The organism is Novosphingobium sp. AAP93 (genome assembly GCF_001296055.1).
In the GTDB taxonomy this organism is placed as follows: domain Bacteria; phylum Pseudomonadota; class Alphaproteobacteria; order Sphingomonadales; family Sphingomonadaceae; genus Novosphingobium.
In genome coordinates, this window is sequence record NZ_LJHZ01000026.1 from 63,646 (window position 1) to 76,835 (window position 13,190).

Annotated in this window: 10 protein-coding genes; 8 read left to right on the forward strand and 2 right to left on the reverse strand. The window is 67.3% G+C overall.

Annotation, left to right across the window (positions count from 1 at the left end; all coding sequences use genetic code 11):
* Nucleotides 1–7 precede the first annotated feature (7 nt).
* The 4 genes from prsK to IP83_RS05630 all read left to right on the forward strand — a co-directional run bounded on the left by prsK (nt 8) and on the right by IP83_RS05630 (nt 6,245).
* Nucleotides 8–2,149, forward strand: a complete 2,142-nt coding sequence (gene prsK / locus IP83_RS05615) for an XrtA/PEP-CTERM system histidine kinase PrsK (RefSeq protein WP_054121231.1) — start codon at nt 8–10, stop codon at nt 2,147–2,149.
* Nucleotides 2,146–3,537 carry a PEP-CTERM-box response regulator transcription factor gene (gene prsR, locus IP83_RS05620; RefSeq protein ID WP_231624919.1) on the forward strand — a complete coding sequence of 464 codons (1,392 nt, stop codon included), beginning with the start codon at nt 2,146–2,148 and terminating at the stop codon, nt 3,535–3,537. The genes prsK and prsR overlap by 4 nt, the downstream gene beginning before the upstream one ends.
* Nucleotides 3,503–5,107 (forward strand): tetratricopeptide repeat protein, encoded by a 1,605-nt coding sequence (locus tag IP83_RS05625; RefSeq protein ID WP_231624920.1) that lies wholly within the window; start codon nt 3,503–3,505, stop codon nt 5,105–5,107. Before prsR ends, IP83_RS05625 begins: the two co-directional genes overlap by 35 nt.
* Before the next feature lie 70 nt (nt 5,108–5,177).
* Nucleotides 5,178–6,245 carry a CaiB/BaiF CoA-transferase family protein gene (locus IP83_RS05630; protein ID WP_054121232.1) on the forward strand — a complete coding sequence of 356 codons (1,068 nt, stop codon included), beginning with the start codon at nt 5,178–5,180 and terminating at the stop codon, nt 6,243–6,245.
* A gap of 132 nt (nt 6,246–6,377) precedes the next feature.
* Here IP83_RS05630 and IP83_RS05635 read toward each other — a convergent pair whose 3' ends face one another.
* Nucleotides 6,378–7,445 (reverse strand): DUF475 domain-containing protein, encoded by a 1,068-nt coding sequence (locus IP83_RS05635; RefSeq protein ID WP_054121233.1) that lies wholly within the window; start codon nt 7,443–7,445, stop codon nt 6,378–6,380.
* A gap of 44 nt (nt 7,446–7,489) precedes the next feature.
* Nucleotides 7,490–8,359, reverse strand: a complete 870-nt coding sequence (gene panB, locus IP83_RS05640; RefSeq protein ID WP_054121234.1) for a 3-methyl-2-oxobutanoate hydroxymethyltransferase — start codon at nt 8,357–8,359, stop codon at nt 7,490–7,492.
* A gap of 240 nt (nt 8,360–8,599) precedes the next feature.
* On the opposite strand from panB, the gene IP83_RS05645 reads away from it, so the two are divergent.
* The 4 genes from IP83_RS05645 to IP83_RS05660 all read left to right on the forward strand — a co-directional run.
* Nucleotides 8,600–10,120 (forward strand): amino acid permease, encoded by a 1,521-nt coding sequence (locus IP83_RS05645; RefSeq protein WP_054121235.1) that lies wholly within the window; start codon nt 8,600–8,602, stop codon nt 10,118–10,120.
* A gap of 110 nt (nt 10,121–10,230) precedes the next feature.
* Nucleotides 10,231–11,001, forward strand: coding sequence for a hypothetical protein (locus IP83_RS05650; protein WP_231624921.1), 771 nt, complete (start codon nt 10,231–10,233; stop codon nt 10,999–11,001).
* Nucleotides 10,913–12,484, forward strand: coding sequence for a DUF6504 family protein (locus tag IP83_RS05655; protein WP_054121236.1), 1,572 nt, complete (start codon nt 10,913–10,915; stop codon nt 12,482–12,484). The genes IP83_RS05650 and IP83_RS05655 overlap by 89 nt, the downstream gene beginning before the upstream one ends.
* Nucleotides 12,485–12,640: 156 nt before the next feature.
* The coding region (locus IP83_RS05660; protein WP_054121237.1) for a PHP domain-containing protein at nt 12,641–13,190 on the forward strand (550 nt) is incomplete at its 3' end.

A 13,190-nucleotide genomic window follows, 5' to 3' on the forward strand; every position in this document is an offset into this window, starting at 1 on the left:
GCAGGCCATGCACAGCCCGCTCGAATGGACCGGCCTCAGCCAGTGGAGCAATCTCACCGCGGCGTTCGCGGCGATGCTGCTCACCGTGTGGCTGGTTGACCGGCACCGGCGAGGCAAAGAGACCAGCCGGGCGCTGATCGCGGCCCTGGCGTTGACAACGGCCTGGTGTCTCCTCGCCTCCTCGTTCGGGCAGAGCGTGGCGATCACGCAAGTCTTCGAGCTCATCCGCAACCTCGGCTGGCTGGGGATCGTCTACTCGCTGTTCGCGCGCGACAATCGGCATACCAGCGTGGTGCAGGTGCGCCCGGTGCTGGCGGTACTCGCGATGGTCGAGCTGTTCCAGGTCGTGCTGCTCGTCCTGGCGATCCGCTTTGCCGGGATCGACTCCGCCGCCGCAATGATCTTCCAGCTTTCGGTGATGTTCCGCCTGCTGTTGACGACGGGCGCGCTGGTGCTGGTGCACAACCTCTATGTCGGCGCGATCAGCGGGCAGCGCGATGCCGTGCGCTGGACTGCGCTCGCGCTCGCGCTGATGTGGGGCTATGATCTCAATTTCTACACGATCGCCTATCTCGGGCATCTTATCCCGCAGGAAATGGTGGCGCTGCGGGGCCTGATCCAGATCGGCGTGGTTCTGCTGGTTTCGGTCGGGGCAATGCGCGGAGGCTCGGCGCTGCGGTTCTCGCCCAGCCGCTCGGTGGCGTTCCAGTCGCTTTCGCTGCTCGTGATCGGCGGTTACCTGATCCTGATGGTGGCGGCGGCCCAGTCGGTCGCATGGCTGGGCGGCGATGTCAGCCAGCTGGCGCAGCTGGGCTTTGCCTTTGCAACAACGGTGGTGATCCTCGCGCTGGTGCCATCGGGGCGGCTGCGCGGCTGGCTCAATGTGATGCTGGCCAAGCACTTCTTCCAGCACCGCTATGACTACCGCGCCGAATGGCTGCGCTTCACCCGCACGATCGGCCGCGGCGGGCCGGGTGCTGCGCCGCTGCACGCGCGCGTGGTGCAGGCGCTGGCGGACATCACCGACAGCGCCAGCGGCCTCATGCTGATACCGGGCGAGGGCGGCGATCTCGTGCTGGCCGCGCGCTGGCAGTGGCCGACGGCCGAAGTGCCGGCTGAGGCAATGCCGGTGGAAACCGCGCAGTTCTTCGAGCGGCGCGGCTTCATCGTCGACCTGGATGAAGTGCGCGCCGGGACCGACCATGAAGGCGAGGCGGCGCTGATGCCGCGGTGGCTGGTTGAGGAAACCGGAGCCTGGGCGCTGGTTCCGCTCGTGCATTTCGACAGGCTGGTGGGGCTGGTCGTGCTCGGCCGCCCGCCGCTCGCACGCAAGCTCGATTGGGAGGACTTCGACCTCCTGCGCGTCGTCGGCCAGCAGCTTGCAAGCTACATCGCCGAGCACAACGGGCAGAGCGCGCTGCTCGAGGCAAGCCGGTTCGACGAATTCAACCGCCGCATCGCTTTCGTGATGCACGACATCAAGAACCTCGCCAGCCAGCTCGCGCTGCTGGCGCGCAATGCCGAGCGCCATGCCGACAACCCGGCCTTCCGCAAGGACATGCTGGTGACGCTCACCAACTCGGCGGATAAGCTCAACGCGCTGCTGGCGCGGCTATCGCGTTACGGCGCTGGCGGCGTGCAGCGGCTGGAAGCGATCGATGCGGCTGAAGTGATTGAAGCCGTCGCCGCACGATATCGCGAGGCCGGGGGCGATTGCCCGGTCTATGCAACGCCGGGCCAGCCATGCCTCGTCACGGCGAGCCGCGAGACGCTCGAACAAGTGCTCGCCCATCTCGTGCAGAACGCCATCGATGCCAGCCAGCCCGGCATGGCGGTGCTGCTCCAGACCCGGCTCGACGGCTTCAATGGCGTGATCGAAGTGGCCGACACCGGCAGCGGGATGAGCGCGGACTTCGTGCAGAGCCGGCTGTTCACGCCCTTCGTCTCGACCAAGGCGGGCGGCTTCGGCATTGGCGCGTTCGAAGCGCGCGAATTGGTGCGGGCGATGAACGGCCGGCTTGAAGTGGAAAGCCGCGAGGGCCTCGGCAGCCGGTTCTCGGTGCGCTTGCCGCTGGTGGTGGCGACCGAACTCGAAACACATCCTGACGTTGCGTCAGACGACAAGCCCAGTGACAAGAAAGTGGCATGATGATCCAGGACCGCCCCCCGGCGCCCGCGAAGGCGCTCCCCAAGCTCCTCATCGTCGAGGATGATCCGGGCCTGCAGGCGCAGCTCAAATGGGCCTACGAGGATTTCGAGGTGCTCATCGCGGGCGACCGCCAGACCGCGCTCGCGCTGCTGCGGTCGGAAGAGCCGGCGGTGGTGACGCTTGACCTCGGCCTGCCGCCCGATCCGGATGGCACCAGCGAAGGCTTTGCCGTGCTCGATGCGATCATGGCGCTGAAGCCCGATACCAAAGTGATCGTCGCCAGCGGCCATGGTGCACGGGAAAGCGCCCTCAGGGCGATCCAGCAGGGCGCCTATGATTTCTACGCCAAACCGGTCGATATCGATGCGCTGGGCCTGATCGTGCGCCGCGCGCTGCATCTCCACAAGATCGAGGCGGAGAACCGCCAGCTTGCCGAGCGGGCACCCGAAGGCAACAAGGTGCTGGGCCGGATGATCACCGGTGCGCCGGAAATGGTGAAGGTCGCACGCACGATCGAACGCGTGGCGGGCACCAATGTCTCGGTCATGCTGCTGGGCGCGAGCGGGACCGGCAAGGAGCTGCTGGCGCGCGGGCTGCATGAGGCCAGCCCGCGGCGGCAGGGCGCGTTCGTTGCGATCAACTGCGCGGCGATCCCGGAAAACCTCCTCGAAAGCGAGCTGTTTGGCCACGAGAAAGGCGCGTTCACCGGCGCGGTCAAGACCACCGAGGGCAAGATCGAGCAGGCGAGCGGCGGCACGCTGTTCCTCGACGAAGTGGGCGACATTCCCTTCCCGCTGCAGGTCAAGCTGCTGCGCTTCCTGCAGGAGCGCACCATCGAACGCATCGGCGGGCGGCGCTCGATCGAGGTAGACACGCGCATCGTCTGCGCGACGCACCAGAACCTCGAGGCGATGATCACCGACGGTCGGTTCCGTGAGGACTTGTTCTACCGCCTCGCCGAGATCGTCATCCGCATCCCGAGCCTCGCCGAGCGGCCGGGCGATGCGGCGCTGCTGGCCAAGGCCTTCCTCACGCGGTTTGCCGCCGAGATGAACCCCTCGGTCAAGGGCTTCGCGCCCGATGCACTGGCCGCCATCGACGCGTGGACCTGGCCCGGCAACGTGCGCGAACTCGAGAACCGGGTGAAGCGCGCGGTGATCATGGCCGATGGCAAGCTCGTCTCAGCGAGCGACCTCGACCTTGCCGAGCCGGGCGAGGACGAGGCCAACCCGCTCAACCTCAAGTCCGCGCGCGAGGCGACCGACCGCAAGATGATCCGGCATGCTCTGGCGCGCAGCGAGGGCAATATCTCGAACACGGCGCGCCTGCTGGGGATCAGCAGGCCGACGCTCTATGACCTGCTCAAGCAGTACGATCTTCAGCATTAAGCGGGCGCTTGGCCTTGCGGTGGGCTTGCTGCTGCTGGCGGGGCCGGCGGTCGGCGCCTCGCGGCTCGACGATCTGCGCGCCAAGGCGCAGGCGGCGATCGAGCGGCGCGATCCGGTCTCGGCTGAAGTCATGCTGCGTGCGGCGATCAAGAACGGTGCGCGCGAGGATGAATTGCGCGCGCATCTGGGCGAGGCGCTGCTGGCCGAGGGCGATCGGGCGGAAGCGCGCAAGGTGCTCGAAGGCGGAAGCTTTGCTCCCGGCACCGAAGCGCTCGGCTGGCGTGTGCGTGGCCAGATTGCGCTGGCCGAGGGCAATCTGCGCGGTGCGGCGAATGCCTTTGATGCTGCGCTGAGGGCCAATTCCAAGGATTCCGACCTCTGGGTCGCAATTGCTGCGCTGCGCTTCTCGGGCGGGGAACAGCTGCAATCGATCGAGGCAGCGGACCGCGCCGTCGCGCTCGATCCGAAGAATGCCCGCGCGCTCGCTTTTCGCGGCCTGCTGATTCGCGAGCAATATGGCCTCGCCGCCGCGCTGCCGTGGTTCGAGGCGGGGCTCAAGGTGCGGCCCGATGATCCGGCGCTGCTCGGCGAATATGCCGCGACGCTCGGCGATATGGGCGACTATCGCGCGATGCTGATCGTGTGCCGCAAGCTGGCACAGGTCGATCCCAAGAACCCGCGTCCGGCGTTCCTGCAGGCGGTTTTGGCGGCGCGGGCCGGGCAGACCGACTTGGCGCGCACGATCCTGCAGCGCACCGGCAATGCCTTCCGCGACATGCCGGCGGCGATCCTGCTGACGGGCGTGCTCGAATACCGCGCGGGGAACACCAACGTGGCGGTCGAACAGTTCGACCGGCTGGTGCGGCTGCAGCCCGACAATCTGGAAGCGCGGCAGATGCTGCTGCGCGCGATGGCACGGCAAGGGAGCGACCAGCCGCTGGTAGCCCGGTTCGACGGCGACGCCGACAGGGCTTTCGCGGTGCCCTATACGCTGCGACTGGTCGGCCAGAGCTGGCGGCGGCTTGGCAACAAGGCGCGGGCCGAGGCGCTGTTTGCCCGTGCTGCCCATCCCATGGCGCATGGCCCGGTGCCGCTGCCGACCGACTTCAGCGCGTCCGTGCTGGGCGCGGCCTATGTCGATGCGCCGGGTCAGGCGCAGACGGCGGTGCCCTTTATCCGTGCGCTGCTCAAGGAAGGGCGCAAGGACGAAGCGCAAGCTGCGGCGGACCGCTTGCGCGATGCCAATCCCGGCGCGGCGGAGGCGCACCTGCTTGCCGGCGATGTCCGCACCATGCGCGGCGACATGGCGGGCGCGCTGGCCGACTATCAGAACGGCGCATCGATCCGCTTCAACGAGCCGGTGCTGCGGCGGATGGACGCCACTCTGCGTGCGCTCGGCCTTGTCCGCGATGCGGATTCCATGACCTCGCGCTATCTCGCACAGAATCCGCAGAGCGTGCTGGCGATGAAACTTCTTGCCGCCTCGTGGGCCAAAGGGCCGCGGCGGGACGATTATGTTGCCGTGTCGCGCGCACTCGCTGCGCGCGGTCAGCCCGAAGCGGTGCAATAAGGCTCGACAGCGGCGCGATCGCGCGGCAAACCCCGTTTCAACCGATCAGTTAAAACATAAGGGGTGAGAGATGGCTGGTGCGCTGGAAGGTCTGACGGTTCTCGAGTTCGCGGGGATCGGCCCCGGTCCCTTTGCCTGCATGATGCTGGCCGACCACGGCGCCACAGTGATCCGCATCGACCGTCCCGGAAAGCCCGGCCGCACCGGCGATGCCGGCAACCGCGACATCCTGAACCGCAACCGCATGCGGATCGAGCTCGACCTCAAGGATCCCGCCTCGATTGCCCGCATCCGCGAGCTGGTGAAGACCGCCGACGCGCTGATCGAGGGCTACCGCCCGGGCGTGATGGAGCGGCTGGGGCTCGGGCCGGACGTGCTGCTCGCCGACAATCCGCGCCTTGTCTATGGACGCATGACCGGCTGGGGGCAGGACGGCCCAATGGCGCCGCTGGCCGGGCATGACATCAATTACATCGCGCTTGCCGGTGCGCTCCACACCTATGGCGCGGCGGGTGGGAAACCGCAGTTCCCGGTCAATGCCGTGGGCGATTTCGGCGGCGGCGGCATGGTCATGGCGTTCGGCGTGCTCGCGGGTGTGCTTTCGGCGCAGCGCACCGGCAATGGCCAGGTGATCGACTGCGCGATGGTCGATGGCGCGGCAGTGCTCTCGGCGATGACCTGGACGTTCTTCGGCAATGGCCAGTGGAAGGACGAGCGCGGGGTGAACCTGCTCGATGGCGGCGCGCACTTCTACGATACTTACGAAACGAGCGACGGCAAGTGGATCGCATTGGGTTCAATCGAGCCCCAGTTCTACGCACTGCTGATGGAGAAGTCAGGGCTTGGTGCCGATCCGGCGATGGCGGCGCAGCACGATCAGTCGCAGTGGCCCGCGCTGAAGGCCAAGGTCGCGGGGCTGATCAAGACCAAGACGCGCGCCGAGTGGGAAGCGATCATGGACGGCACCGACATCTGCTTCGCGCCGGTCCTCAGCCTCAAGGAAGCGCCGCAACACCCGCACAACGCGGCGCGCGGCACCTTCGTGGAGGATGGCGGGATGACGATGCCCGCGCCCGCGCCGCGCTTCCTCGGCACGCCTGCGCCTGCGCCGAAGCTGGCGTCCGTGCCGCTCGATTGAGGGGCGGAACCTCGGACAGGTCCCAAGTCCGCTCACCCTGAGCCTGTCGAAGGGTGGTGGCGCGACCGCCGGGCATAATGCTTCGACAAGCTCAGCATGAGCGGGTTTGGGGGGAGTGCATTCGAAGGCGGCTCACTCCGCCCGCAGAGCTTCCTCGATCTCGCTATCGGGGAAGCGGCGCTTGTGGCGGACCGACCACAACAGCGAGAGGCCGATCAGCACCGCGCCGATGAGGCCCGTGACGGTCTCCGGAATCTCCACATGCGCCGAGATCAGCATGATCGCGGCCAGCGCCACGATCGCCCAGAATGCGCCGTGTTCGAGGTAGCGATATTCCGACAGCGTACCGTTGCGCACAAGCATGAGCGTCAGCGACCGCACGAACATCGCACCGATGGAAAGACCGAGTGCGATGACAACCATGTTGTTGGAAAGCGCAAACGCCCCGATCACTCCGTCAAAGCTGAACGAGGCATCGAGCACGTTGAGATAGAGGAACCCGCCAAGGCCCGAGCGGACGACCTGCCCGGCCGCCTTCTGCGCCGCTTCCTGCATTTCCAGCAGCGTGCCGATGGCTTCCACCGCGATGAACGTCACGATCCCCAGCGCGCCCGCGCCGAGGAACGTCAGCGCCTCGTCCGCCGGGAGCAGCAGCGACACGCCGTAAAGCGCGAAGAGCAGGATCGCGATTTCCGCCGCCTTGATATCGGCAAACCGCGCCAGCACGCGCTCGATGCCGGTGATCCAGTGCACGTCCTTTTCGCCATCGAAGAAGAACGAAAGGCCGACCATCGCCAGGAACGCTCCGCCAAAACCTGCGATGCCGACATGTGCGCTGGAAACAATGGCTTCATAGCGCGCCGGCTCGGTGAGCGAGATGCGCAGCGCGTCCATCGGCCCCATGCCCACCGCAATCGCGACAATGGCGAGCGGGAACACGATGCGCATGCCGAACACCGCGATCACCATGCCCCACGTCAGGAACCGGCGCTGCCAGATCTCGTCCATCTCGCGCAGCACGACGGCGTTCACCACCGCGTTGTCGAACGAGAGCGAAACCTCGAGCACCGAGAGCATCACCACGATCCACAGAACGCTGAGGGTCGCGGGCAACGATGCGGTCTGGAACCAGCCGTAGACGGCCGCCAGCGCAAGGCAGACAAGCGTGAAGGCGATCGAGCCGCCGAAGTTCTTGAGCAAGTTGTGGTCCCGTGGTGGCCAGGTGATACCGGCCGGTTCGTCCCTTACTTCGGCTGATACGTCTGTTCCACCCCCGGAAAGGTGCGGGCGCGCACTTCTTCGGCATAGGTCGCGGCGGCGGCGGAGATCGTTTCGGCGAGGTGTTCGTAGATTTTCACGAAGCGCGGGGTGCGCTCGAACATGCCGAGCATGTCGTCGGTGACCAGCACTTGTCCGTCGCACTGCGCCGAAGCGCCGATTCCGATGGTGGGGCAGGGGACGGCCTGCGTGATCGCCACCGCCAGCGGCTCGACCACGCCTTCGACGACGATGGCGAATGCGCCTGCCTCGGCAATCGCGCGCGCATCGCCGACGATCTTTTCCGCTTCCGCTGCGCTGCGCCCGCGCGCGTTATAGCCGCCGAGCACATTGACCGCCTGCGGAGTGAGACCGACATGGCCCATCACCGGGATGCCGCGCTGGGTCAGGAACGCTACCGTTTCAGCCATCGCGACCCCGCCTTCGAGCTTGATCGCATCGCACCCGGTTTCCTTGAGCACGCGCGAGGCGCTTTCGAACGCGTGCTGCGGCGAGCTTTCATAGGCGCCGAATGGCATATCGACCACGACCGCCGCGTGATACGAGCCGCGCACGACGGCGGCGCCGTGGGCGCACATCATGTCGAGCGTTACCGGCACGCTGGAGGGCAGGCCGTAGATGACCTGACCGAGCGAATCCCCGACGAGCAGCAGGTCGCAATGCGCATCGAGCAGCTGGGCCTGGCGCGCGGTATAGGCGGTCAGCATGACCACCGGCTGCGCCGTCACTCCGTCCACCTTGCGCTGGCGGATGCCGGGAATGTTGAGCCGCTTCATCGGCGCCGGCGTCGGGTGCGCGCGGCTGGTCGAGGTGTCGAGAACGTAGGTCGTGGACATTCGCGAGGTTCCCTGTCGCTGGGCTTGCGCTTTTAGACCAATGTCACGAAGCCGCAAGGCTAGGTCCGTTTCGGTTTATGACTGTTCCGCGGCGATCCACGTGGTTGGGGAAAAAGCGCTTTGCGGCGGCGACTGGCGGCGCTAGCACTTATGCCAGCAAAACCTGGTGATCGGCAGCCGCGCCCGCGCAATGGGTGGGCAGGGCGCATGTGGCATGCCGGACCAAGGCGGGAGATATCAATGTTCGGTCGCGTCAAACCTCTCGACGCCATTCTTGCAACTGCCGAGAAGAAATCGCTGCATCGTTCGCTCGGCGCGTTCCAGCTCACCATGCTCGGCGTCGGCGCCGTCATTGGCACTGGCATCTTCGTGCTGACCGCAGAGGCGGCGCAGAAGGCGGGGCCCGGCATGATGATCAGCTTCATCATCGCCGGCTTCGTCTGCGCGGTGGCGGCGCTGTGCTACGCGGAAATGGCCGCGATGGTGCCGGTCTCGGGCTCGGCCTACACCTACAGCTACGCCGTGATGGGCGAGCTTGTGGCGTGGATGGTCGGCTGGGCACTGATCCTTGAATACGCGATCGCGGCGGGCGCGGTCTCGGTCGGCTGGTCGGGCTACATGGTCGGCTGGCTCAACACGAGCTTCCATCTCGACATACCGCTGACACTTGTGCGCGGTCCGTTTGATGGCGGGGTGATCAACCTGCCGGCGATGGCTATTGCGGGCCTGATCACTTGGTTGCTCGTGCTTGGTACCAAGGAAAGCGCTACGGTGAACGCTGTGCTCGTGGCGATCAAGATCACCGCACTTTCGCTGTTCGTCGCGCTCACGCTGCCGGTGATCCACACCGGCAAGTTCGTGCCTTTCGCGCCCAACGGTTTCAGCGGGATTTCGGCGGCCGCGGCTTCGATCTTCTTCGCTTACGTCGGCTTCGATGCGGTTTCCACCGCAGCGGAGGAAACCAAGAACCCGCAGCGCAACATGCCGATCGGCCTGATCGGCAGCCTCGGTATCTGCACCGTGTTCTACATGCTGGTCGCCGCCGGGGTGATCGGCACAGTCGGTGCGCAGCCGATGGCCGGCCCCAATGGCGAGATTCTCTCGCCGGGTACGCCTGCACTGTCGGCCGCCTGCGCCGCGATCCAGGACAATGCCGTCGTCTGTTCGAAGGAAGCACTGGCCTGGACGCTGCGCATCGTCGGCTATCCCTTCGTCGGCTGGCTGGTCGGCGCGGCGGCGATCCTTGCGCTGCCTTCGGTCATCCTGATGATGATGTTCGGCCAGACCCGCATCTTCTTCGTGATGAGCCGCGACGGGTTGCTGCCGGAGTTCTTCTCGAAGATTCACCCGCGCTTCCGCACGCCGCATGTGATCACGATCATGACCGGCGTGTTCGTTTCGGTTTTCGCCGCTTTCTTCCCGGTGGGCCTGCTGGCTGACGTGTCGAACTCCGGTACGCTGTTTGCTTTTGCTGCGGTTTCGGTGGCGGTGATCGTGCTGCGCCGGACCGAGCCCAACCGGCACCGTCCGTTCCGGACCCCGGCGGTGAACATCGTCGCGCCGATCTCGATCGCGGGCTGCATCTATCTGTTCTTCAGCCTCTCGGCGGTGACGATCCAGTTGTTCTTCGGTTGGGCGATTGCGGGCCTCTTCGTCTATTACACCTATAGCCGCAGCCGCAGCCATGTCGGGCGCGGCACGGTCGAAGTGCACGAGGGAGACAGCGACGTGCCGCCGCAGCCGGTGCCCCCGGTCGCCTGACCGGTTGCGCCAGCGCCTTTCAGAAGGGCCGCTTCCCCCGGGGAGGCGGCCCTTTTGCATGGAGGGGCAGGGGCGCTTGCATGGCGGGAGAATAAGAACATAATAGGAACATGAACCGAATCGAAGCCTGTTCCGAGGTCCATGTTCTTTCCCCGCCGCTCCCTGCCGGATTGCGGCGCGGGTCTGCGCCGCGTGTGCTGTCCAAGTCCGCACGCTGGAAGCCGGGGATCGCCGCCTCCTGCCGCCATACCGAAGTCTTTGCATCCGGCGGAGAGGCGACCGGCGCGGCGCTTGCATTGGCTCTGGCGCGTGATGCCCAAAATGCTGATGCGCATGCCGATACCGAAGACCAGCGCCCGTGGCTCTGGGTGCAGGACAAGGCGGCGCTGCGGCTTTCGGGCCGACCCTATCGCCCGGGCCTGCCCGAACCCTTGCGCCACCGCCTGATCCACGTCGCCGCCAACACGCCCGAGGATGCACTTTTCGCGCTGGAGGAAGGGCTGCGCTGCCGCGACCTTGCGTTTGTGATCGGCGAAATCGCGGGCAATCCGCGCGCGCTCGATTTCACCGCCTCGCGCCGCCTCAGCCTCGCGGCGGAAAAGCATGGCACCGCGCTGTGGCTGGTGCGGCTCGATGCGCGGACCGATCTCGGCTCGGCGCGGATGCGTTGGCGCGCTGCGGCCGCCGCTTCGCCGCTGCCGCGCTGGAACCCGCAGGCGCCGGGCCAGCCTGCATGGCAGGCCGAGCTGTTCCGCGCCCACACCTTTCAACCCGGACACTGGACCTTGCGTGATGACGGCAATGCTCTCGTCGCCGGTCCCGCGCCGGATCATGGCGATCTGGTGCATGGGATTGGCGCTCGATCGCTGGCGGCTGGCTGAAGGCTGCAGGCGGGGGCAGGGGAGTGACGCTGCCCCGCTCGCGCTGATTGCCGAAACCGCCCATGGCCCGCGCATCGCCGCGGTCAACGCTGCCGGTGCGGAGCAAGGCGTGCGCTCTGGCGCGATGCTGGCAGACGCGCGCACGCTGTGCCCGCAGCTGGCCGTGCGCCCGGCCGATCCCGCCGGAGACCTCGCCTTCCTCGAAGCCCTCGCGCTCTGGGCACAGCGCTGGGGGCCGTGGTCCGCGCTTGATCCGCCCGATGGCCTGATCGTCGATACCACCGGCGCCGCGCATCTGTTCGGCGGAGAAGCCGCGCTCTTGGCCGACGCGCGCGCGCAACTGCGGCGGCGCGGCCTTCTTGCGCGCGTGGCGATGGCTCCTACGGCAGGCGCCGCTTGGGCCCTGGCGCATTATGGCCCCGATGGCGCGGTGCTGGAGGGCGAGGCGATGCTCGAGCGCCTCGGCCCGCTCCCGGTCGCGGCGCTGCGGCTCGATGACGAAGTGCTTCTCCTGCTGCGCCGCCTCGGCCTCAAACGGATCGAGGACTTGGCCAGTATCGGCCGCGAAGCGCTCGCCCGCCGTTTCCGCACCCGCCGCGCGCCTGCCGCCAATCCGCTGGTGCGGCTCGACCAGCTCCTTGGCCGCGTGCCCGAACCGCTGCTCCCCATCATCGCGGTCGAACAGCCGATGGTCCAGCGCCGCCTGATGGAGCCGATCCGTCACCGCCCGCTGCTCGACCGTGTGCTGGCGGACCTCGCCGAGGATATGGCGCGCGCACTCGAAGGGCGCGGGGAGGGTGCACGCCGGCTCGAACTGGCGGCGTGGAAGGTCGATGGCGATGTCCTTGTCCGGCGGCTCGAAATGGCGGCGGCTACCCGCGATCCCGCGCATGTCTGCCGCCTCTTCGCCGCGCGGCTCGATGATCTCGATGCGGGCTTCGGGATCGAACTCGTGCGCCTCATCGCACCGTGGACCGAACCGCTGGCGCTCGCGCAAGCCGATCTCGATGCCGCCGCCGAGCGCCACGGCACCAGCCTTGCCGCCTGCATGGACCGGCTCACCGTGCGGCTGGGCGAAGGCGCCGTGCGCCGCCCGCTGCCGCGCGCCAGCCACCTGCCCGAACGTGCGCAGCGCTGGGCGCCGCCGCTGGAGCCGCAGCCCGGCCTGCAGGAAGACTTCGCCTTCCACGAGCGCCCGCTGAAGCTGCTCGATCGGCCCGAACCCATCGCAGTGATCTACGAAGCGCCGGACGGGCTCCCCCGCCTGTTCCGCTGGCGCGGCGGGGTGCACGAAATCGCCCGCGCCGAAGGGCCGGAACGCATCGCGCCCGAATGGTGGCGCGAACGGAGTACCGTGCGCCTGCGCGATTATTACCGCATCGAGGACAGCACCGGCCGCCGCTACTGGATCTACCGCCACGGCCTTGCCGGCGACGGTCGCGGCGGCGCACCCGAATGGTTCCTGCAGGGGCTCTGTGCGTGAGCGGGCAATCTTTCCCTCTCCCTATGCCCCGTTCGCCCCGAGCGCAGTCGAGGGGCAAGTTCGAGCGAAGCCGAGAACTGGCGCGCAGAACGCCTCGACTTCGCTCGGCCAAGGTCCCTCGACTTCGCTCGGGACGAACGGAGCAAGAGTAGCAGAATGCCTGAAGGTCCGCTCACTCCTGCGCGGCGGCGCCTGACGGGCGACGAGGCTTTCAGCGCACCCGTCCGCGCGCCGTTCGTCGAACTCGGCCTTGTAACCTGCTTCTCGTTCCTGCGCGGGGCTTCCGACCCGGTCGATCTCGTCCTCGCTGCCCACCGCCTCGGCTACGATGCCATGGGCGTGGCCGATGCCAATTCGATGGCCGGTGTTGTGCGCGTGCATGGTGAGGCAAAGGCGCTCGGCCTGCGTCCGGTGATCGGCTGCCGGATCGAGACGGTCGAAGGCCTCGCCTTCCTCGCCTATCCGACCGACCGGGCCGCTTATGGCCGCCTCTGCCGCCTGATTTCCGCCGGTCGCATGGCCCGCCCCGATGGCGAGTGGCAGGCCAAGGGGGTGTGCGAGATCGACCTTACGATGCTCGCCGCGCACAGCGAGGGGGTGCATCTCGTGCTGCTGCCACCCGATGATCTGGAGCAGACACTCACGATCGCGGCCGAAAGCAACGTCATCCCCCTCCCGCTTGCGGGAGGGGCCAGGGGTGGGCAAG